The following is a 21,097-nucleotide window of genomic DNA, read 5'->3' as shown; positions in this document are numbered from 1 at the left end:
AACGTCAGTTCCGAAACCCGTGTTGCCCCTGTTGGGCAATGCCCATCAGCAATTTCGAGAGACGGATGAACATCACCACCTTCGCCAAACGCCTATGCCTGCTTGTACCGTTGTTGCTAGCCCCCGCCGCCTGGGCGGCAGAGCAGATGACACCGGCCGCCCCTCAACTTGCCGCCAAGGCCTGGGTGCTGATGGAAGCGTCCAGCGGGCAGGTGCTGGTGGATGAGAACGGCGACCAGCGTCTGCCGCCCGCCAGCTTGACCAAACTGATGTCGGCCTACATCGCCACCCTGGAAATCCGTCGCGGCCAGATTGGCGAGAACGACATGGTCAACGTCAGCGAAAACGCCTGGCGCACCGGTGGTTCGCGGATGTTTCTCAAGGTCGGCTCCCAGGTCAGCGTAAGCGACCTGCTGCACGGCATCATCATCCAGTCGGGTAACGACGCCACAGTCGCCTTGTCCGAGCACATCGCCGGCAGCGAAGATGCGTTCGCTGACCTGATGAACAAGACCGCAGAACAACTGGGCATGAAGAACTCGCACTTCATGAACCCGACCGGTCTGCCGAACCCCGATCACTACTCCAGCCCGCATGACATGGCGATCCTGGCGCGCGCGATCATCCACGAAGACCCGGCGCACTACGCGATCTACTCGCAGAAGGAGTTCTTCTGGAACGGTATCAAGCAGCCTAACCGCAACCTGCTGCTGTGGCGCGACAAGACCGTTGACGGCCTGAAGACCGGTCACACCGATGAAGCCGGCTATTGCATGGTGTCCTCGGCTGTACGTGACGGCATGCGTCTGATCGCGGTGGTGTTCGGCACCAACAGCGAAGCGGCTCGGGCGTCGGAAACCCAGAAGCTGCTGACCTACGGCTTCCGTTTCTTCGAAACCCAGACTTTCTACCAGAAGGGCGCTGAACTGGCCCAGGCCACGGTCTGGAAAGGCGAAGCACACCAGGTCAAGGCCGGTCTGGCTGAAGACCTGACCATGACCTTGCCACGCGGCCAGCTGAAAAATCTGGCGGCCACCATGACCATCAACCCACAGCTGATCGCCCCGATCGCCAAGGGCCAGGTGATCGGCAAGGTCGAAGTCAAGAATGGCGACAAAGTCGTTCAAACCGCCGACCTGATCGCATTGGATGCGGTCGATCAAGGTGGTATCTTCCGCCGCGTGTGGGATAGCCTTCGTCTATTCTTCTACGGCTTGTTCAACTGATATCGTGAACTGCTGGCCCCCCGCTCGTCATTGACGGCCGGGGGGCTTGTCCGTCTTCACGGCTTACGAGGCCGTCACTGCCATGACAGACACTGAAGTAAAAGCACCCAAAATCGAATTCCCCAACACCGACTACCCGATCAAGGTCATTGCCGACACAGGTGTGGGCGTGCGCGACAAAGTCATCGAGATCGTCGCCAAACATGCGAGCATCAACCACGATATATCGGTCGAGCGGCAAAGCAGCAATGGCAAGTACACCACGATCCAGCTGCACATCGTGGCCACGGGCCAGGACCAGCTCTACGACATCAACAGCGAGCTGCGCGCCACCGGCTTCGTTCACATGGTGTTGTAAATGTTGATCGCCTCAGGGTTTTCCACACTCGGCTTTCGTGAGCTTGGAACCCAGCCCTATGAGCCTGTGTGGCGTGCCATGCAACGCTTTACCGATGGGCGCAATGCCGACACGCCGGACGAGGTCTGGCTGGTGCAGCACCCCCCGGTGTTCACCCAGGGCCAGGCCGGCAAGGCCGAGCACTTGCTGCTGCCGGGTGAAATCCCGGTGGTTCAGGTCGACCGCGGCGGGCAGGTGACTTACCATGGCCCCGGCCAACTGGTGGTCTACTTGCTGTTGGACGTGCGCCGTCGGGGCTGCGGCGTACGTGAACTGGTCACGCGCATGGAGCAGATCCTGATCGATCTGCTCGCCAGTTATGGGGTGGCAGGCGCGGCGAAAGCCGATGCGCCGGGTGTCTATGTCGACGGGGCGAAGATCGCCTCGCTGGGGCTGCGGATTCGCAAGGGCTGCTCGTTTCATGGCCTGGCCCTCAACCTCGACATGGACATGCAGCCCTTCAAAAGAATCAACCCTTGCGGATATGCCGGCCTGCCCATGACCCAGTTGTGCGATCATGCAGGCCCGATTGAATTTGCCGAGGTCAGTGCCCGGCTGCGCTCGCAGTTCGTCAAGCACCTCGACTATGCTGAGCAGACGACCCTTAAGGGCGGAATCGACTGATATGACTACTGCCACAGACGCTGTGCAAACCCTGATACCGACGCTGGACCTTTCCGACCGAACCGCAGCCCCCCGCCCCACCAAGGTAGAGGCTGGCGTCAAGCTGCGCGGCGCCGAGAAGGTCGCGCGCATCCCGGTGAAGATCATCCCGACCACCGAGCTGCCGAAGAAGCCGGACTGGATTCGCGTGCGTATCCCGGTTTCCCCGGAAGTCGACCGTATCAAGCAATTGCTGCGCAAGCACAAGTTGCACAGTGTCTGTGAAGAGGCGTCCTGCCCGAACCTGGGCGAGTGCTTCTCCGGTGGTACGGCCACGTTCATGATCATGGGCGACATCTGCACCCGTCGCTGCCCATTCTGCGACGTGGGTCACGGGCGTCCCAAGGCGCTGGACACCGACGAGCCGATGAACCTGGCCGTGGCCATTGCCGACCTGCGCCTCAAGTATGTGGTCATTACCTCGGTGGATCGCGACGACCTGCGCGACGGTGGTGCTCAGCATTTCGCCGATTGCCTGCGGGAAATCCGCAAGCTGTCCCCAGGCGTGCAGTTGGAAACATTGGTTCCGGATTACCGCGGCCGCATGGACATTGCCCTGCAAATCACTGCACAAGAGCCGCCGGATGTGTTCAACCACAACCTGGAAACCGTGCCGCGCCTGTACAAGGCGGCGCGTCCGGGTTCGGACTACCAATGGTCGCTGACGCTGCTGCAGAAATTCAAGGAACTGGTACCCCACGTACCGACCAAGTCGGGGCTGATGCTTGGCCTGGGCGAGACCGATGACGAAGTGATCGAAGTGATGCAGCGCATGCGCGAGCACAACATCGACATGCTGACCCTTGGCCAATATCTGCAACCATCGCGCAGCCACTTGCCGGTCCAGCGTTTCGTGCACCCGGACGTGTTCGACTGGTTTGCCGAGGAAGGCCGCAAGATGGGCTTCAAGAACGTCGCTTCCGGGCCGCTGGTACGTTCCTCGTACCACGCTGACCAGCAAGCCCACGAAGCCAAGATCAAGCTGTGATCCTGGCGCCGGCGGCTCCGGTCCCGGCGCTCGCGCCGGGTGGCTTGATCGGTGTAGTGGCACCCGCCGGGCCGGCGCCTCTGGACGAGGCGTTGGCCGGTCGCTGGCTGCGCGAGCGGGGCTATCGCCTGCGGGTGTACCCTGGCGTGTTCCAGAAGCGCGGGTATCTGGCCGGCAGCGATGCCCAGCGTCTGCGCGACCTGCACGATGCCTTTGCCGACCCCGAGGTCAATCTGATCCTGTGTCAGCGGGGTGGCTATGGCAGTCCGCGGCTGCTGGATCGTATCGACTTCGACCTGTTGCGTCATAACGCCAAGCCTTTCATCGGCTACAGCGACCTGACGGCCATTCACTTGGGCATCGCCCGCAAGGCTGGCTTTGTCAGTTTTCATGGGCCGATGCTGACGGGGGACCTGCTCAAGGGCCGGCAACCCCCCACAGAAGCCTCCCTGCGCGGGCTGGTGACCGGCCAGGTGCGCTCGGGCGCGGTGCTGAATCATCCAACCGCCTACCCGCTGACGGCCGTCGAGCACGGCATCAGCCATGGGCGGCTGGTGGGCGGCAATCTGGCAATGATCGGCTCGCTGATGGGCACCCCTTGGGAAATCGACACGGCCGGCGGCATTCTCTTCATCGAAGACGTCAACGAGCCACTGTATCGGATCGATCGGCTGCTCAATCACCTGCGTCTGGCGGGCAAGTTCGAGGGGCTGGCGGGCGTGCTGGCAGGAGATTTTGCCGGGATCGAGCGCGAGCCACTGGATGCCTTGCTGCATGAGTATTTCGGGCCGTTGGGCATTCCGGTGCTGTCCGGTTGGCGCAGCGGTCACTGCGACCCGAACCTGACCTTGCCCCTGGGGGCGCTGGTCAGGTTGGATGCCGAGCAGAAGGTGGTGGTGCTGGAGCAGGAAGTGACGCGTTGAATGGTGTTGTCCGCTTTCCGACTTTGCTCGGGAACCGCCGCTCAGGGCTGGCGTAACCGCTCCAGCAACACATGGGTGGCATAGCCATCCGGTGGCTCGCTGAACTGCTGTTGCGCCTGCCTGATCGCCTTGCGCGTGTTGGCGCCGATGATGCCGTCAGGTGTGCCCGCGTCATAACCCCGGGCACTCAGCAGGTTCTGCAGTTCCATCCGCTCGCTGCGGCTCAGGGGCAGATCATCCTTCGGCCAGTTGCCGACAATCCCGCCGCCCCCCGTCAGCTTTTGCGCCAGCAGGCTGACCGCCAGGGCGTAGGACGAGGAGTTGTTGTACTTGAGCACGGCGCGGAAGTTGTCCAGCACCAGGAACGCGGGTCCCCGGTAGCCAGTTGGCAGCAACAAGGCGGCGGAGAGGTTGTCGGCACCGGCAGGCATCTGCGTGCCCACCGGCAAGGTCAGGCCCATTTGCATCCATTCACTGACCGGTTTGCGGACCACTCCGTCGGCAAGGTTATAGTCGAAGCCAGGCGCCAGTTGCACCTCGAACCCCCAGGGCTGGCCACGCTGCCAGCCAGAACTTTGCAGATAGTAGGCCGTGGAAGCCAAGGCGTCAGCGCTGCTGTTCCAGATGTCGCGACGGCCATCGCCGTCGAAATCTACCGCATGGGTGGCATAAGTGGTGGGTATGAACTGAGTCTGGCCCATAGCTCCGGCCCACGACCCGAGCATGCGCTCCGGGGCGATGTCGCCGTTCTGCAGGATCTGCAAGGCTGCGATCAACTGGCTTTGGGCGAAATCTGGGCGACGTCCTTCGTAGGCCAGCGTGGCAAGTGAGCGAATGACCGACTTATCACCCTGAAACTGGCCGAAGCTGCTTTCCATGCCCCAGACCGCGATCAGGGCCTGGCGATCCACGCCATAGCGCGCTTCGAGGCGGCTCAGCAGATCGGCGTTCTGCGCCAGGAGTGCCTGCCCCTTGCGCACGCGCACCGGAGAAATGGCCCCTTCGAGGTATTCCCAGACAGGCCGGCTGAATTCAGGCTGGCTACGGTCGGCAGTGACAACGCTGGGGTCGGGCGCGAGGCCGGCGAACGCGTGATCGAAGATGGCCGCACTGATGCCGGCCTGCAGGGCTTGCACGCGAAAACCGGCTTCCCAGTCTTCGAAGGACTGGGTGGGCATCGCAGGGGTATCAGCGGGCGCCGCAGCCGTCTGGACTGCAGGTCCGGAGGCCGTGGGCAGGGAGGCTTCCGCAGCAGCGATGGGTTTTTCAGCACAGGCAACGAGGAGTATGAAACTGGTGGCCGCCATGAACTGGCGAAACGGCCATCGAAGGGTAAGGCAAAGAGACATGCGGGGGTCCAGGTATTTCAGGTCAGGTGATGACCTTATCATGCCTGCGCGACGAAGGGTTCAGGCAGCCAGAAAGTAAAAAGCCTCCCCGTCTTTCGATGGGAAGGCTTCACGGCGGTAGCTGCCTTTGCCTTTGGCCGGTCGTTCCTGACGGCTGCGGAACAAGGGCTGGGCGACGATGGATTTGGCCTTGTTGGGGCGCTTTGCGGGTTTCTGGCTCATGGCGTGTCTCCTCGTTGACGGCGGGGATCATACGCTTCTCGATGCAGGGCGCAATGCTGGCAAATCGCGATGGGGGCAATACGCTCACTGCGCCGGCAGGCCCAGCCGCAAACCCGCCATCAACAACGATAACCGCGACAAGCTCACCCACACCGACCCCGGCGCCTGGCCCTTGATTTGCGCATCCACCTGCTGAGCATCCTGCAGCAACTGCCTCCAGCGCAGCGCCGAATGGCGTTGCAGGGCCTTGCTCATCAGCGGCTTGCGCTTGTCCCACACGGGCGGCCGGGCCTGGCTGAACGCCTTGTCCAGTGGCACGCCCTGGCTATATTGCTGGGACAGGCTGGCCAACAGCCGCAGCTCCCGAGCCAGGGCCCAGAGGATCACGGGCGGTTCCACGCCCTCGCTGCGCAAGCCTTCGAGCATCCGTTGGGCGTGGGCCGGTTCGCCGTTGAGGATGGCGTCGACCAGGCCGAAAACATCGAAGCGTGCGCTGTCGGCCACTGCACCTTGCACTGTTTCAAGAGTGATCAGGTTGCCATCGGCCAACAGTTTGAGCTTCTCGATTTCCTGCGCGGCGGCCAGCAGGTTGCCTTCGACCCGGGCGGCAATCAGATCCACCGCGTCCGGCTGGGCCGACAGGCCGGCCTGGGCCAGACGCTGGCGAATCCATTGTGGCAACTGGCCGGCATCCACCGGCCAGATTTGAATGAACTGGGTCTGGGCGCCATCGATCAGCGCCTTGCCCCACTTGGTCTTCTGCGCGCTGCCATCGAGCCTGGGCAGGCTGATCAGCAGGAGCGTGTCTTCGGCCGGGCGTCCGGCGTACTCCATCAGCGCTGCCGCGCCCTTGTCCCCGGGCTTGCCCGAAGGCAGGCGCAGTTCCAGCAGGCGTCGCTCGGCGAACAGCGACAGGCTGGCACCGGCCTGGAGCAGCGTACCCCAATCGAAATTGGCGTCGGCACTGAACACCTGGCGCTCGTCGAAGCCTTGCTGGCGGGCAGCGGCCCGAATGGCGTCGGCGGCTTCCTGGCAGAGCAGGGGATCGTCGCCACTGACGATGTAGACCGGCGCCAGCGACCCTAGCAGGTGCTTGCCCAGTTGCGCGACGTTGAGTTTCATAAGCCCGGTTTCATAAATACCGAGGGGCCCCCTTGTTGTCAGGGTGCACCCTCGCGAACATCACTTGGTGGGGATGTCCATCGGCGACTGCTGCGGGGTGTTGTCCATCTGGCGCTGGGCCGCTGCTTCGGCATCGGCGTCGGCCTTGGCCTTGGCTTCAGCCTTGGCCTGCAGCTCGTCCAGGTGTGCCGGCGTCAGGGCTTGCAGGCGCAACATCAAGCGCTGAATGGCTTCGCGACGCATCTCCTGGCGCACCACATCGGCTTCGGAATCAGAGCCCGCGAGGTTGTTGCCGTCGTGGGTGTATTCCTTCTCGGTTTCGATGGTGTCGCTGATCAGGGCGATGTTGGTCGGGCCGCGCACCTCAAAGCTCAGGACGTTGTCCAGCTCGATGTCGACCGAGCGGGCCGAACCGCTGTAGCTGGCCGTGCGTTGGTCAGCCTTCTCGTCGGTCAGGACCAGCTTGTAGGTGGCGAAACCGTCAAGCTTGACGCCGCTGTGCTCCAGGGCGTTTTTCAGGTCCTTGACGGTAGGGCCGTAGGCATCACGAGCGCTGACGTTCAATTCCTTGAGCTGCATCGTGTTGGTGCCTGTTCCGCGCAACTGGAAACCGCAGGCGCTCAGCAGCACGGCGAGGCCTGTTACCAGCAGGTTGCGTTTGATCATTCTTGTTGCTCCGTAGAAATCCTGTCTGTCATTTCCTGGCAAAGCCGTCGCCATCAGCTGGCGACGATGTTGACCAGCTTGCCCGGTACTACGATGACCTTGCGAATGGTCAGGCCGTCAGTGAAACGCAGCACGTTTTCGTTGACCCGCGCCGCCGCTTCGATCTCTTCGCGGCTGGCGCTGGCGGGCATGTCGATCTGGCCGCGCAGCTTGCCGTTGACCTGGATCACCAACTGCAGGCTGTCCTGCACCAGCGCAGATTCGTCCAGGGTCGGCCAGCCGGCGTCGATGATGGCATCGCCATGACCCAGTGCCTGCCACAGTTCGTGGCAGATGTGCGGGGTGATCGGCGCGAGCAGCAGGGCCACGGTTTCCAGCCCTTCGTGCAGCAGGGCGCGGTCACTTTCGCTGTCCTGAGGGGCTTTTTCCAACACGTTCATCAAGGTCATGACCTGGGCAATGGCGGTGTTGAATTTATGGTGCTGGCCGACGTCCTGGCTGGCCTGGCGGATGGCCAGGTGGATGGCGCGCCGCACGGCTTTCTGCTCATCGCTCAGTTCGCTGAGATCGAGCTTGCCCGGCAGGCCTTGAGCCACATGGGCCTGGGCGAGGCGCCAGACGCGCTTGAGGAAGCGATGCGAGCCTTCGACGCCGGAGTCGGACCATTCGGCGCTCATGTCGGGTGGAGAGGCAAACATCATGAACAGGCGGCAGGTGTCGGCGCCGAACTGGTCGATCATCGATTGCGGGTCGACGCCGTTGTTCTTCGACTTGGCCATCTTCTCGGTGCCACCGATTTCCACCGGCAGGCCGTCGGCAATCAACTTGGCGCCGATGATCTTGGCCTTGCCGTCACGCTCCAGCTCGACATCCGCCGGGTTGTACCAGGTCTTGCTGCCGTTGGCTTCGAGACGATAGTAGGTCTCGGCGATGACCATGCCTTGGGTCAGCAGGTTCTTGAACGGCTCGTTGGAGCTGACCAGGCCCTCGTCGCGCATCAGCTTGTGGAAGAAGCGTGCGTACAGCAGGTGCAGGATCGCGTGTTCGATGCCGCCGATATATTGATCGACCGGCAGCCAGTGGTCAGCCGCCTTGGGATCGACCAGGCCGCCCTCGTAGTGCGGCGAGGCATAGCGTGCGTAGTACCAGGACGACTCGACGAAGGTGTCCATGGTGTCGGTTTCACGCTTGGCCGGTGCGCCGCATTTCGGGCAGCTGCATTCGTAGAATTCGGGCATGCGGGCCAGCGGCGAGCCGGCGCCGTCCGGCACCACGTCTTCGGGCAGCACTACCGGCAACTGGTCTTCAGGGACCGGCACGTCGCCGCAGGCGTCGCAGTGCACGATCGGGATCGGGCAGCCCCAGTAGCGCTGGCGGCTGATGCCCCAGTCGCGCAAGCGGAACTGGGTCCGGGACTGGCCCAATTCTTTCTTGATCAGTGCCACTTCGATGGCATCGAAGGCGCCCTCGAAGTCCAGTCCGTCGAAATCGCCGGAGTTGATCAGGGTGCCGTGTTCGCCGTAGACGGCCATCCAGGGCGCCGGGGTCAGGTCGCCGACGCTGGTGCGGACCACTGGCTTGATCGGCAGGTCGTACTTGGAGGCGAACTCGAAGTCGCGCTCGTCATGGGCCGGCACGGCCATGACCGCGCCATCTCCGTAGTGCATCAGCACGTAGTTGGCGACCCAGACAGGCAACCGCTCTCCGGTCAGCGGATGCTCGACGAACAGGCGGGTGGGCAGGCCTTTCTTTTCCTGGGTGGCCACGTCGGCTTCGGCAACACTGCCGCTCTTGCATTCGTGGATGAAGGCCTGGAGGGCCGAATCGCCCTTCGCTGCCAGGGTGGCCAGCGGGTGTTCGGCCGCCACGGCGACGTAGGTCGCACCCATCAGGGTGTCGGGGCGGGTGGTGAACACCTTCAGCGAGCCGGCTTCGCCAATGGAGGCGACGTCGTAGGGGAACCGCACTTCCATGCCCTTGGACTTGCCGATCCAGTTGCGCTGCATGGTCTTGACCTGTTCAGGCCAGCCCGGCAGATCGTCGAGGCTGGTCAGCAACTCGTCGGCGTAGGCAGTGATCTTGAAGTAGTACATCGGAATTTCGCGTTTTTCGATCACCGCGCCCGAACGCCAGCCGCGGCCGTCGATGACTTGCTCGTTGGCCAGTACGGTCTGGTCCACCGGGTCCCAGTTGACGGTACCGTTCTTGCGGTAGATCACGCCCTTTTCGAACAGGCGCGTGAACAGCCACTGTTCCCAGCGATAGTAATCGGGCTTGCAGGTGGTCACCTCTCGCGACCAGTCCACCGCCAGGCCCAGGCTGCGCAGCTGGGACTTCATGTAGGCGATGTTTTCGTAAGTCCACTTCGCCGGGGCCACATTGTTCTTCATGGCGGCGTTTTCCGCCGGCATGCCGAACGCATCCCAACCCATGGGCTGCAGGACATTCTTGCCCTGCATGCGCTGGTAACGGGCAATCACGTCGCCGATGGTGTAGTTGCGCACGTGCCCCATGTGCAGCTTGCCGCTTGGGTAGGGGAACATCGACAGGCAGTAGAAGGTCTCCTTGCCGGGCTGTTCACTGACTTCAAAGGACTTGTGCTCGTCCCAGAAGGTCTGGGCGGCGGCTTCGATTTCGCGGGGCGTATAGAGTTCGTGCATGGCTACTTTGCGCTGAGAAATGGGTGACCTTGTCCAGGCAGCCTGAAATCAGCTGCGGCCGGGGCTCCGGCTGCCGGTCTCCCGGCGACAATCGTGAAACGCCGTAGCATACATGACCCCCGACTACCGAGGGAAACCTTGATTGCGCCGGATTATCCGTTGGTCGAAGTTCCTCGCCGGATTGGCGGTTGCCGCTACGCTGATCAGTGGGGAATCGTAATATCGTCAATGAGGTGGAGCGGATGCTTGAGTCGCAGCTGGAGACTATGGGACCGCAGGTTTACGAGCGCCTGATCGATCGCCTGGGGTTGGCCCTGGACGTCGCCAGAACCGCTGTGCGGTTGCGTGATGAGGTGCCTGTCGAATTGGAACTGCGTGGCTTGAGCCGCGCCGAGTACGAACTGATCAATGCTTACCTGAAAGCGGGCGGCGCCGACGCGTCGCCGACGGCCGCCGCACCTGTGACGCGCGACGCCGGGCCTTCGGGCAAGGTGGTCTGGCTGGAGCATGTGCGCGCCAGGCATCAGATCAGTGCAGCGCCGACACGTCTGAAACGGTGATCGGCAAGCAAATGTGCTTAACAAGGATTGTTGGCAGGCTACATTCCACTTACGCTTCGGGCATCTCTAGGGAGGGGATGCTCGATGTTCTTGCGTTACATCATTAAACAACTACTTTTGCCGCCCGGCATTTTGTTTATCTTTTTGTTGCTGGCCTGGTGGCTGCGCCGCGCGCGACCTCGCCTGGCGGGTTGCCTGTTCGTGCTGGGGCTGGGCGGGCTGTGGCTGATGAGCTTGCCGGTGGTGGTCAAGACCGCGGCCCATGCGTTGGAGAGCGTGCCGCCGTTGCCCATGGATCAGTGGGCAGGCCTGGCCGGCAAGGCTGACGCCATCGTGGTGCTGGGTGCTGGTCGCGACCGCGATGATATTGCCTGGGGCGGCACCGATCAGCCCTCGGCGCTGGCCTTCGACCGAATTCGCTACGCTTCCCGAATCGCCAAGGCCTCCGGCTTGCCGGTGTTGATCAGCGGCGGCCTGGACTATGACCGGCCCCCCAGTGAGGCGGCGATGATGGCCGACTCGATGGAGCACGATTTCGGGGTCAAGGTGCGCTGGCAGGAGGGGGAGAGCCGTACCACCTGGGAGAATGCCAGGTTCACGGCGGCCATGCTGGACAAGGAAGGCATCAAGCGCATCGTGCTGGTCACCCATGGTTGGCACATGCCACGTTCCCTGTGGAGCTTCCAGCAGGCTGGCTTCACGGTGATCCCGGCGCCCATGGGCTTTCTCGGCGGCAAGTCCGACGGCCCGGTGGGCGGCTGGCTGCCTGAGCCCAAGTCGGTCTGGCAGAACGGTTGGCTGATGAATGAAGCGGTGGGCGCGGTGGGGTATAGGTTGTTCTACAGGCATTGAGGGGTGGTCAGGCCGTACGCCCGAACCGCCCAGCCACCACCGCCCAAGCCAGCAGCAGCACGCTCACGATCGCCAGCGGCCACGACCGCCAGTGCAGGTACGGCGTCAGGTTCTGCATCGGCGTGACCTCGCCATACAGCACACCCGGCTGGAACTGCGGGATCTGCGCGGTGATCTTGCCGAACGGATCGATCAGCGCCGACACCCCATTGTTGGTCGCGCGGATCATCCAGCGGCCGGCTTCCAGCGCGCGCATGCGGGCCATCTGCAGGTGCTGCAGGGGGCCAATGGAAGTGCCGAACCAGGTGTCGTTGCTGATGGTCAGCAGCAGTTCGCTCCGGGCCGACAGACTGGCGGCAAAGTCCGGATAAACCACTTCGTAGCAGATGAACGAGGCGATGGCATAGCCCTTGGCCTCCAGCAGTTTCTGATCGGACGGGCCGCGAGCGAAGTCGGACATAGGCAGGTTGAAGAAGCTGATCACGCCCCGCAGCAGGTCTTGCAGCGGTACGTATTCGCCAAACGGCACCAGCTTCTGCTTGAGGTAGGTGCCGCTGCCTTTGCCGACCACGGTGATACCGTTGTAGTCACGCTCGTCGCCATCCACCAACTGGCGCACGGGCACGCCGGTGATCAGCGTGGCGTCCTGGCTGATGGCAAACTTGTTCATCATTTCCAGGTATGGCGTGGCTGTGTCCAACCACAACGGGATGGCGGTTTCCGGCCAGATGTACAAGTCGGCCCGCCGAGCAGCCATGGTCATATCGCGGTACAGCGCCAGTTGCTGATTCACCGCATTGGGGTCCCACTTCATCATCTGCGCAACGTCGCCTTGTATCGCGGCGACTTTCAGGGGCGGGGCTACCGGGACGGTCCAAGCGTAGGTTTTCAGGCCAAGTGCCAGCCCCCAGGGCCCGACCAACAGGACAATGCCGGCCGCCAGGGCCGGCTTGTGCAAACGCAGCCGATCAAGATTGCAGAGCAGGGCGGCAGTCAGGGCCAGGGTGAAGGAAATCAGCCACATGCCACCCAGCGGCGCGAGGCCGGACAACGGGCCGTCCAGTTGGCTGTAGCCGGAGTACAGCCACGGGAAGCCGGTAAGGAACCAGCCGCGAAACATCTCTTGGCCAAACCACAGCGCGGCAAAGGCGAGGGCGTCGCCCAAGGGGGCTTCGTTGCGCCGTACCCAGCGTGCCCAGATCCATGCCGGCAGGGCAAAGAACAACGCTACGGCCGCCGTGAACGCCAGCATCAGCGAACCCGCCAGTAGCGGCGAGGCGTCGCCGAAGGTGTGAATGCTCACGTAGATCCAGCTGGTGCCTGAACCAAACAGGCCGAAGCCGTAACACCAGCCGCGGGCCAGCGCCTGGCGCGGAGAAAGGTGGCGCAAGCCGAGGTAGAACAGGACCAGCGCCACCAGCGCCAATGGCCAGATGTCGAACGGGGCCAGGGCCGGCGTGATCAACGCGCCAGCCGCCACGGCCAGCAGGTTACCGGGCCAGCCGGGGCGGGAGATCCAGCGCATCATGATCCTTAGAGCAGGTCGTTAACGGGTAATGGGCGTCAGGCGAAGCAAGTGGATCCGGCGGCTGTCGGCATTGAGGATGCGAAAGCGCCAGGTGCCGATTTCGGTGGTCTCGTTGCGTTTGGGCAGATGGCCGAACGCACTCATGACCAGACCGCCGACGGTATCGAACTCATCGTCGGAGAACTCGGTGTCGAAGAACTCGTTGAAGTTCTCGATCGGCGTCAGCGCCTTGATCAGGAAGTCGCCGCTGGGCAGTGGCTTGATGTAACTGTCTTCCTCGACGTCGTGCTCATCCTCGATGTCGCCGACAATCTGTTCCAGCACGTCTTCGATGGTCACCAGGCCGGCCACGCCGCCGTATTCGTCGATGACGATGGCCATGTGGTTGTGGTTGGCGCGAAATTCGCGCAGCAGCACGTTCAGGCGCTTGGATTCGGGCACGAAGGTGGCCGGACGCAGCAGGTCCTTGATATCGAAGTCGTCGGTGTTGTCCTTGAGGATCAGCGGCAGCAGATCCTTGGCCAGCAGGACGCCGATGACGTCGTCGTGATTTTCGCCCAGCACCGGGTAGCGCGAGTGGGCCGAGTCGATCACGGCGGGCAGGAACTCGCGCAGGGTCTGGCTGGAGCGAATGCTCACCACCTGCGAGCGCGGCACCATGATGTCGCGTACCTGCAGGTCGGCGACCTGGATGGCCCCCTCGACGATGGTCAGCGCTTCGCTGTCCAGCAGCTTGTTCTGATGGGCCTCGCGCAGCAGCTCAAGGAGCTCCTGGCGGTTTTTCGGCTCATGGGCAAAAGCCTGGGTAATCTTGCCCAGCCAGGACTTTTGCCCGTTGCTCGATCGGTCTTCGCTCATGGCGCTTACTCGTGGTCCTTGCGGCTGTCTAGTGGAGTCGTGGGGGATGGAAAATCGGGTTCGTCGTCGGCATAAGGATCGTTGTGACCCAGCTCGGCAAGCAACGTTCGTTCCAGTGCTTCCATTTCCTCGGCTTCATCTTCATCGATGTGATCGAAGCCGAGCAAGTGCAGGCAACCGTGAATCACCAGATGAGCCCAATGGGCCTCCAGTGGCTTGCCTTGTTCGGCCGCCTCGCGCTCGACCACCTGGGTGCAGATCACCAGGTCGCCCAGCAGCGGGATGTCGAGCAAGTCGTCCGGCACGTCGGCGGGGAACGACAGGACGTTGGTCGCATAGTCCTTGTGCCGGTAGGTATGGTTCAGCTCGCGGCCTTCGGCCTCGTCCACCAGCCGAATGGTCATCTCCGAGTCGGCGGTGCGCTCGCGCAGGCCCAGCTCGCACCAGGCGCGCAGTTGGTCGTCGCTGGGGCCGGCAATGTCGCTGGCCCTCTGTATATCGAGCTCAAGCATCGCCGCGTCGACCCTCGCCCGGCTTGAGCGCTTCAAAGCGTTCATAGGCCTCGACGATGCGTTGCACCAGCGGGTGGCGCACCACGTCCTTGGGTTTGAAGTGGGTGAAGCTGATACCCGGCACGCCGTCGAGCACTTCGATCACTTGCCCGAGGCCCGACTTGGTGCCCTTGGGCAGGTCGACCTGGGTGATGTCGCCGGTGATCACCGCCGTGGAGCCAAAACCGATGCGTGTGAGGAACATCTTCATCTGTTCCACCGTAGTGTTCTGGCTCTCGTCGAGAATGATGAAGCTGTTGTTCAGCGTGCGTCCGCGCATGTAGGCCAGCGGCGCGATCTCGATGACCTGCTTTTCGATCAGCTTGGCCACGGTCTCGAAGCCGAGCATCTCGTACAACGCGTCATACAGCGGGCGCAGGTACGGGTCGATCTTCTGGGCGAGGTCGCCGGGCAGGAAGCCGAGCTTTTCGCCCGCCTCGACGGCCGGGCGCACCAGCAGGATGCGGCGCACCTGTTCGCGTTCCAGGGCATCCACGGCGCAAGCGACGGCCAGGTAGGTCTTGCCGGTACCCGCGGGGCCGATGCCGAAGTTGATGTCGTTGCCGAGGATTTCCTTGACGTAGCGCTGCTGGTTCAAGCCGCGCGGACGGATCATGCCCTTGCGCGTACGCAAGGCCACCGGGACCTCGGTGGACGCCGGATTGGACAACTCTTCCACGGCCGACTCCTGCAAGAACAGGTGGACCGTGTCCGGAGACAGTTCGGTGGCCTTGGTTTCACGGTAGAGGCGCCGCAGCAGTTGCTCGGCAGACTGAGTATGGGCAGGGTCGCCAATGAGCTCGAATTGATTGCCGCGGTTGCGGATCTCGATCTCCATGCGTTGTTCGATCAAGCGCAGGTGCTCGTCGAATTGTCCGCACAAGTTGGCGAAACGGCGGGCCTCGAAAGGCTCGAGGAGGAAACGATGGGGTTCTATGGGTGCGTTCAAGGTCGTTTATAGCCGCCCGACGGCAATTGAGATGAGCTGAAGGATAACCCCGGCAAGCGGGTCGTGAAAGCTATTAAGCGATCAGCTGACGGAATGGGCCTGATCAAGCGGCCACCCAGAACCCTGCAGGACCGAGCTTGCTCGGGAACACATAGTGTCGGGTTCCCGAGCAAGCTCGGCCCTGCAGGGTGCCGGGCTGGCCGAGCATGGTTTATTGAACCAGCGTCCCGCGCAACGAGTGCGGCCGCGCCTCGGCAATGTACACGTCGACGAACTGTCCGATCAGTTTCGGGTTGTCGGTGCTGAAGTTGACGATGCGGTTGTTCTCGGTACGGCCCTGTAACTGGCCAGGGTCCTTGCGTGAATAGTCGGTGACCAGAATGCGCTGGGTGCTGCCGACCATCTGCCGGCTGATCTCGAAGCCCTGCTCGTTGAGTCGATGCTGCAAGGCGTCCAGGCGCTGCTTTTTCACTGACTCAGAGGTTTCGTCGGCCAGGTCCGCCGCGGGAGTACCGGGGCGCTGGCTGTAGACGAAGGAATAGGAGAAATCGAAACCGACGTCTGCCACCAGTTTCATGGTCTGCTCGAAGTCCTTTTCGGTTTCCCCTGGAAAGCCGACGATGAAGTCCGAGCTGATGCAGATGCCCGGCACGGCGGCCTTGAGTTTGCGCAGGCGCGATTTATATTCCAGCACCGTATGGTTGCGCTTCATGGCGGCCAGCACTCGGTCCGAGCCTGATTGCACCGGCAAGTGCAGGTGTTTGACCAGTTCCGGCACCTCGGCATGGGCGAGAATCAGGCTGTCGGAGAACTCCAGCGGGTGCGACGTGGTGTAGCGAATGCGGTCGATGCCGTCCACTTTCGCCACCGCCCGGATCAGCTCGGCGAGGTCGGCCACGTGATCGCTGTCGGTACGGCCACGGTAGCCGTTGACGTTCTGCCCGAGCAGGGTGACTTCCCGCACGCCATGGTCGGCCAGGTGGTTGATCTCGGCCATGACATCGTTGAACGGCCGACTGACTTCTTCGCCCCGGGTGTAGGGCACCACGCAGAAGGTACAGTACTTGCTGCAGCCTTCCATGACCGACACATAGGCCGTGGGGCCATCGATGCGTGGCTCGGGCAGGTGGTCGAATTTTTCGATTTCCGGGAACGAGATGTCGACCTGGGGCAGTTTGGTGCTGCGGGCGGCATCGATCATTTCCGGCAGGCGATGCAGGGTCTGCGGGCCGAACACCACGTCGACATAGGGGGCTCGGTCGCGGATCGCCGCGCCTTCCTGGCTGGCCACACAGCCGCCCACGGCGATGACCATTTCCGGGTTGGCCAGCTTGAGTTCGCGCCAGCGGCCCAGCTGGGAGTACACCCGGTCCTGGGCGCGCTCGCGGATCGAGCAGGTGTTGAGCAGGATCACGTCGGCGTCTTCGGCGCGGGCCGTGACTTCCAGGGCTTGATGTTCGCCCAGCAGGTCGACCATGCGCGAGCTGTCGTACTCGTTCATCTGGCAACCGTGGGTTTCGATATAAAGCTTCTTGGCCATGCGGGATCATCGAGTGATTCGGAGAACCGCGCATTATAGGGGTGTGCTTCGGTGCTTCCTAGCCTTGTCTGTCGGGCGGCTATGCTATAGTTTTCGCCCCCATCACCACCCCGACTGTATACTTGCCCAAGATGACCAAACGCGAAGCACCTATTTACAAAGTAATTTTTCTCAACCAGGGCCAGGTGTTCGAAATGTACGCCAAGCAGATCTATCAGAGTGATCTGTGGGGCTTTCTGGAAGTCGAAGAGTTCGTCTTTGGCGAGCGCACCCAAGTGGTCGTTGACCCGAGCGAAGAGAAGCTCAAAGCGCAATTCGAAGGTGTGGTACGCAGTTTCGTGCCGATGCATTCCATCGTCCGCATCGACGAAGTGGAGCGCCTTGGCACGCCGAAGATCAGCGAGGCGCGGGGCGTGAGCAATGTCATGCCGTTTCCGATGCCGATGCCTGAAAAGTAAGCCTTACGGCAATGGCGAGAAGGGCGTGCGGCCGCCGTCGGCGGTTTGCAGCTCGAGCAGGTACTTGCGGAAGATCTGTCCCAGTACCTGAGTGGCCATTTCCAGGTCCTGGTGGGACATCTGCGCCGACACCTCGTCTGCCGTGTCCAGCGCATCCTCGGCGCCATTCACCGCTGCCATCTTCAGCACGATATAGGCCTGCACGTTGTTGGCCGGGACACCTTCGCCCTTGAAGAACATCAAACCCAGATGATATTGCGCATCGGCCTGACCCTGCAGGGAAGCCTGTTCGAAGTAAGTCAGTGCCTGGTTCAGATCTTTGGGCGCGTTCTTGCCGTCATAGTAGAACTGGCCCAATTCGTATTGAGCCTGGGCATCGCCGGATTTTGCAGCCTGCTGGCAGCTGGCAAGCGCTTGCGCGAGGTCGTCTGGCTGGACGTTCAGGGTGCAGCGACCCGTTGCGGGGATCAGCAACGAATTGCTTCCCGCCGATGCCAGCAGTGGCTCAAGGAGCAACAGGCAGCCCAGGACAAGGGCGCGGCCGGTGCGGTTCATGGAAATCGGATTACCTCAGCACAGAAGCAAGAAGCCGGCGCAATGACGGTGCGGTGCGACATTATGAAATAAGGATAGGCATGGTTACAAAGTCTTTACTCATTTTATTGCGCCGCCCCCCGCGAGAGGGGGGCGACACGACTTATTTCAACGCCGCAAACGCCCGCTCCGCCGCATCAAAGGTGATCTTCAATTCTGCTTCACCGTGGGCGATCGAGGTAAAGCCTGCCTCGAACGCGCTCGGCGCCAGGTACACCCCCCCCTCCAGCATCAGGTGGAAGAAGCGCTTGAAGCGCTCGGCATCGCTGGCCATTACGTCGTCGAAGGTGACAATGTCGTCGGCGCCGCTGAAGTACAGGCCGAACATGCCGCCCGCCTGGGTGGTCACGAACGGGATGCCGGCCGCATCGGCACGGTCTTGCAAGCCGTCGAGCAGGCGCGTGGTGAGGGCCGTCAGTTCGTCGTGGAAGCCCGGGCGGCTGATCAGTTTGAGGGTGGTCAGCCCGGCGGCCATGGCCAGCGGGTTGCCCGAAAGCGTGCCTGCCTGGTAGACCGGACCCAGGGGCGAGATGTGCGACATGATTTCACGCTTGCCGCCGAAGCAGCCGACCGGCATGCCACCACCGATGATCTTGCCGAAGGTGCTGAGGTCCGGCACGACGTTGTACAGGGCCTGGGCACCCCCCAGGGCGACGCGGAAGCCGGTCATCACTTCGTCGAAGATCAGCACCACGTCATACTGGTCGCACAGGCTGCGCAAGCCCTGCAGGAACCCGGGCGCGGGCGGCACGCAGTTCATGTTGCCGGCCACCGGCTCGACGATGATGCAGGCAACCTCATCGCCCACTTCGCCGAGCATCTGCTCGACCGCGGCCAGGTCGTTGAACGGCAGGGTCAGGGTGTGCTGAGCGAACGCCGCGGGAACGCCGGGCGAGCTTGGTACGCCGAAGGTCAGTGCACCCGAGCCGGCCTTGACCAGCAGACTGTCGGAGTGACCGTGATAGCAGCCTTCGAACTTGATGATGCTGTCGCGCCCGGTGTAGCCCCGCGCCAGGCGAATCGCGCTCATGGTCGCTTCCGTTCCGGAGCTGACCATGCGCACCATTTCCATGGATGGCACGAGGGCGCAGACCAGGTCGGCCATCTCGGTTTCCATGGCGGTGGGGGCGCCGTAGGACAGGCCATGGTCCAGTTGCCGGCGCACGGCGTCCAGCACGTCCGGGTGGCTGTGGCCGAGGATCATCGGGCCCCAGGAGCCGACGTAGTCCACGTAGCGCTTGTCGTCTTCATCGATGATGTAGGCGCCTTGCGCATGTTTGACGAACAGCGGGGTGCCACCCACGCTCTTGAACGCGCGCACGGGCGAGTTGACGCCGCCGGGAATGTGTTTCTGCGCTTGGGCAAACAGGTCTTCGGAACGGGACATGATCAATTCTCTGAAAGGCAGGAGCGGGTGTCAGGCGGCGGTAAACAAGGCATTGAGAGCCTTGGCGCGGCGGGTGACTTCGCGGGTGTCAGGGGCGGCGAACAGCGTGCTGACCACGGCCAGCAGGTCGGCGCCATGGGCCACCAGCGGGGCAGCGTTGTCGAGGGTGATGCCGCCGATCACGCAGATCGGCAGTTTGATCCGGGCGCGCGCCTCCACCAGCATGTCGACCCCGGAGGTCTCGGCCTCGGGCTTGGTGCTGGACGGGTAAATCGCGCCGAAGGCCACGTAGCTGGCGCCCTCACGGGCCGCCTGCAGGGCCAGATCGATGCTGGCGTGGCAGGTGGAGCCGATGATTGCCTTGCGGCCCAGCAGGGTCCGTGCAGGCGTCAGCGGGCCATCGGTCTGGCCCAGGTGCACACCGACGCCCAGGCGCGCGGCCAATTCGGCGTCATCGTTGATGATCAGCTGCGTTTTGTAGCGCTCGCATAGCTTCATCAGGGTGTCGGCTTCGCGCAGGCGGCGAGCCTCGTCGCTGCTCTTGTCGCGGTACTGCAGCAGCGTGATACCGCCGTCCAGTGCCGCCTCGACATAGGCGAGAAACTTGCCAGCCAGCAGCTGGCTGTCGGTGATGGCATACACGCCACGTAATTTCATTGCCTGTACCTCATGCCCGGCTGGGCCAGTGCTTAATGACAAAAGTCCAGCGGCAGGCGCCGTGGAACGTACTGGCCCTGGCCCAGTTGCTCGGCGTCGCGCAGGGTGCGCCAGGTGTAGTCCAAGGCCGACTTGACCGCGCTTTGCAGGTTTTCACCGAGTGCCAGGCGGCCGGCCAGCGCGCTGGCCAGGGTGCAGCCCGAACCATGATAGCTGCCGGGCAGACGCTGGCAGGTCCAGGTCTGCGGCGCGGCGTCGCGGCTATACAGGCGGTTGTGCACTTGCTGTTCGTCGCCGTGACCGCCGGTGATCAGCAGGTTGCGGCAATAGCGCAGCAGCACTTCGGCGCACTCGTCGGCGCTGCCTTGCGGCAACTCGGCAAGGATGCGGGCTTCCGGCAGGTTCGGGGTGGCGATCAGGGCTAGCGGCAGCAGCCGCTCGCGCATGGCGTAGCCGACCTCATCCTTGCCCAGGCTGCCACCACCACCGGCACGCAGCACGGGGTCGCAGACAATGGGCAGGTGGGCATAGGGGGTGAGCAACTCCACCACGGTGCCGACCATCTCGGTGGAACCGAGCATGCCCAGCTTGACCGCCGCTACGGGCGAGTCGTCGAGCACGGCGTTGGCCTGGGCCAGGATCCACTCGCGGTCGAGCACGCGGAAGTCGCTCACATTGACGGTGTTCTGCACGGTCAATGCGGTCACCGTAGGGGCGGCATGACAACCCTGGGCCAGCAGCGCTTCGATATCGGCTTGCAGGCCGGCGCCGCCACTGGGATCGTGGCCGGAAAGACAAAGGACAACGGGGCGGGAGGTATAGGTATTCATGGTGCGCGAGCTTATCACTGTGCAGGCGGGCTGGCACCCACTAGCAGTGTCCCTTGGCACCGATGCGAGCCATTGGAAAACCCCTTTCATCGGCTGAAAAACGCCTTGAAACCATGG

22 protein-coding genes are annotated in these 21,097 nt (G+C 62.9%); 8 read left to right on the top strand and 14 right to left on the bottom strand.

What is annotated here, in order from left to right; all coding sequences use genetic code 11:
* Positions 1 to 65 precede the first annotated feature (65 nt).
* From HB675_RS02240 to HB675_RS02220, 5 genes are all read left to right on the top strand, one after another.
* Positions 66 to 1,226 (top strand): D-alanyl-D-alanine carboxypeptidase family protein, encoded by a 1,161-nt coding sequence (locus tag HB675_RS02240; protein WP_213875452.1) that lies wholly within the window; start codon positions 66 to 68, stop codon positions 1,224 to 1,226.
* Positions 1,227 to 1,308: 82 nt separating this feature from the next.
* Positions 1,309 to 1,584, top strand: coding sequence for a DUF493 domain-containing protein (locus HB675_RS02235; RefSeq protein WP_213875451.1), 276 nt, complete (start codon positions 1,309 to 1,311; stop codon positions 1,582 to 1,584).
* Positions 1,585 to 2,247 (top strand): lipoyl(octanoyl) transferase LipB, encoded by a 663-nt coding sequence (gene lipB, locus HB675_RS02230; protein WP_213875450.1) that lies wholly within the window; start codon positions 1,585 to 1,587, stop codon positions 2,245 to 2,247.
* A 1-nt stretch (position 2,248) separates the two neighbouring features.
* On the top strand, positions 2,249 to 3,274 hold the full coding sequence (gene lipA, locus HB675_RS02225) for a lipoyl synthase (protein WP_256737445.1): 1,026 nt from the start codon (positions 2,249 to 2,251) through the stop codon (positions 3,272 to 3,274).
* Positions 3,271 to 4,197 (top strand): LD-carboxypeptidase, encoded by a 927-nt coding sequence (locus tag HB675_RS02220; RefSeq protein WP_213875449.1) that lies wholly within the window; start codon positions 3,271 to 3,273, stop codon positions 4,195 to 4,197. The genes lipA and HB675_RS02220 overlap by 4 nt, the downstream gene beginning before the upstream one ends.
* 41 nt (positions 4,198 to 4,238) lie before the next feature.
* Here the strand turns inward: HB675_RS02220 and HB675_RS02215 are convergent, their stop codons facing one another.
* The 5 genes from HB675_RS02215 to leuS all read right to left on the bottom strand — a co-directional run bounded on the left by HB675_RS02215 (position 4,239) and on the right by leuS (position 10,216).
* On the bottom strand, positions 4,239 to 5,546 hold the full coding sequence (locus tag HB675_RS02215; RefSeq protein ID WP_213875448.1) for a lytic murein transglycosylase: 1,308 nt from the start codon (positions 5,544 to 5,546) through the stop codon (positions 4,239 to 4,241).
* Between the two features lie 60 nt (positions 5,547 to 5,606).
* A complete protein-coding gene (gene arfA / locus HB675_RS02210) occupies positions 5,607 to 5,768 on the bottom strand; it encodes an alternative ribosome rescue factor ArfA (RefSeq protein WP_213875447.1) in 162 nt (53 codons plus the stop codon).
* 84 nt (positions 5,769 to 5,852) lie between these two features.
* A complete protein-coding gene (gene holA / locus HB675_RS02205) occupies positions 5,853 to 6,890 on the bottom strand; it encodes a DNA polymerase III subunit delta (RefSeq protein ID WP_213875446.1) in 1,038 nt (345 codons plus the stop codon).
* Positions 6,891 to 6,950: 60 nt separating this feature from the next.
* On the bottom strand, positions 6,951 to 7,556 hold the full coding sequence (gene lptE, locus HB675_RS02200; RefSeq protein WP_213875445.1) for an LPS assembly lipoprotein LptE: 606 nt from the start codon (positions 7,554 to 7,556) through the stop codon (positions 6,951 to 6,953).
* Positions 7,557 to 7,609: 53 nt separating this feature from the next.
* Positions 7,610 to 10,216 carry a leucine--tRNA ligase gene (gene leuS / locus HB675_RS02195; RefSeq protein ID WP_213875444.1) on the bottom strand — a complete coding sequence of 869 codons (2,607 nt, stop codon included), beginning with the start codon at positions 10,214 to 10,216 and terminating at the stop codon, positions 7,610 to 7,612.
* Between the two features lie 242 nt (positions 10,217 to 10,458).
* On the opposite strand from leuS, the gene HB675_RS02190 reads away from it, so the two are divergent.
* Both HB675_RS02190 and HB675_RS02185 read left to right on the top strand, forming a co-directional pair.
* A complete protein-coding gene (locus HB675_RS02190) occupies positions 10,459 to 10,776 on the top strand; it encodes a hypothetical protein (protein ID WP_213875443.1) in 318 nt (105 codons plus the stop codon).
* A gap of 84 nt (positions 10,777 to 10,860) precedes the next feature.
* Entirely contained in the window at positions 10,861 to 11,628 is a 768-nt protein-coding gene (locus HB675_RS02185) for a YdcF family protein (RefSeq protein ID WP_213875442.1), read from the top strand.
* Positions 11,629 to 11,635: 7 nt separating this feature from the next.
* Here the strand turns inward: HB675_RS02185 and lnt are convergent, their stop codons facing one another.
* The 5 genes from lnt to miaB all read right to left on the bottom strand — a co-directional run bounded on the left by lnt (position 11,636) and on the right by miaB (position 17,054).
* Entirely contained in the window at positions 11,636 to 13,153 is a 1,518-nt protein-coding gene (gene lnt / locus HB675_RS02180) for an apolipoprotein N-acyltransferase (protein WP_213875441.1), read from the bottom strand.
* Positions 13,154 to 13,174: 21 nt separating this feature from the next.
* The gene (locus HB675_RS02175; protein ID WP_213875440.1) at positions 13,175 to 14,014 is read right to left on the bottom strand and encodes an HlyC/CorC family transporter; all 840 of its coding nucleotides are present in this window, start codon (positions 14,012 to 14,014) and stop codon (positions 13,175 to 13,177) included.
* Positions 14,015 to 14,019: 5 nt separating this feature from the next.
* On the bottom strand, positions 14,020 to 14,526 hold the full coding sequence (gene ybeY / locus HB675_RS02170; RefSeq protein WP_213875439.1) for an rRNA maturation RNase YbeY: 507 nt from the start codon (positions 14,524 to 14,526) through the stop codon (positions 14,020 to 14,022).
* Positions 14,519 to 15,514: a PhoH family protein gene (locus tag HB675_RS02165; RefSeq protein WP_213875438.1), complete on the bottom strand. Its 996-nt coding sequence runs from the start codon at positions 15,512 to 15,514 to the stop codon at positions 14,519 to 14,521. Before HB675_RS02165 ends, ybeY begins: the two co-directional genes overlap by 8 nt.
* A gap of 211 nt (positions 15,515 to 15,725) precedes the next feature.
* Positions 15,726 to 17,054: a tRNA (N6-isopentenyl adenosine(37)-C2)-methylthiotransferase MiaB gene (gene miaB, locus HB675_RS02160; protein ID WP_213875437.1), complete on the bottom strand. Its 1,329-nt coding sequence runs from the start codon at positions 17,052 to 17,054 to the stop codon at positions 15,726 to 15,728.
* A 131-nt stretch (positions 17,055 to 17,185) separates the two neighbouring features.
* On the opposite strand from miaB, the gene HB675_RS02155 reads away from it, so the two are divergent.
* Positions 17,186 to 17,512, top strand: coding sequence for a DUF1820 family protein (locus HB675_RS02155; protein ID WP_007927079.1), 327 nt, complete (start codon positions 17,186 to 17,188; stop codon positions 17,510 to 17,512).
* A gap of 3 nt (positions 17,513 to 17,515) precedes the next feature.
* Here the strand turns inward: HB675_RS02155 and HB675_RS02150 are convergent, their stop codons facing one another.
* From HB675_RS02150 to HB675_RS02135, 4 genes are all read right to left on the bottom strand, one after another.
* Positions 17,516 to 18,067, bottom strand: a complete 552-nt coding sequence (locus HB675_RS02150) for a tetratricopeptide repeat protein (RefSeq protein ID WP_213875436.1) — start codon at positions 18,065 to 18,067, stop codon at positions 17,516 to 17,518.
* Positions 18,068 to 18,209: 142 nt separating this feature from the next.
* On the bottom strand, positions 18,210 to 19,493 hold the full coding sequence (hemL, locus tag HB675_RS02145; RefSeq protein ID WP_213875435.1) for a glutamate-1-semialdehyde 2,1-aminomutase: 1,284 nt from the start codon (positions 19,491 to 19,493) through the stop codon (positions 18,210 to 18,212).
* Positions 19,494 to 19,523: 30 nt separating this feature from the next.
* Positions 19,524 to 20,150 carry a thiamine phosphate synthase gene (thiE, locus tag HB675_RS02140; RefSeq protein WP_213875434.1) on the bottom strand — a complete coding sequence of 209 codons (627 nt, stop codon included), beginning with the start codon at positions 20,148 to 20,150 and terminating at the stop codon, positions 19,524 to 19,526.
* Between the two features lie 32 nt (positions 20,151 to 20,182).
* Positions 20,183 to 20,980, bottom strand: a complete 798-nt coding sequence (locus tag HB675_RS02135) for a hydroxymethylpyrimidine/phosphomethylpyrimidine kinase (RefSeq protein WP_213875433.1) — start codon at positions 20,978 to 20,980, stop codon at positions 20,183 to 20,185.
* Positions 20,981 to 21,097 lie beyond the last annotated feature (117 nt).

Origin of the sequence: Pseudomonas sp. dw_358 (genome assembly GCF_018449655.1) — a bacterium.
Taxonomy (GTDB): domain Bacteria; phylum Pseudomonadota; class Gammaproteobacteria; order Pseudomonadales; family Pseudomonadaceae; genus Aquipseudomonas.
The sequence above is the reverse complement of the archived record's forward strand: the minus strand, read 5'-3'. Positions and strand labels throughout refer to the sequence as shown.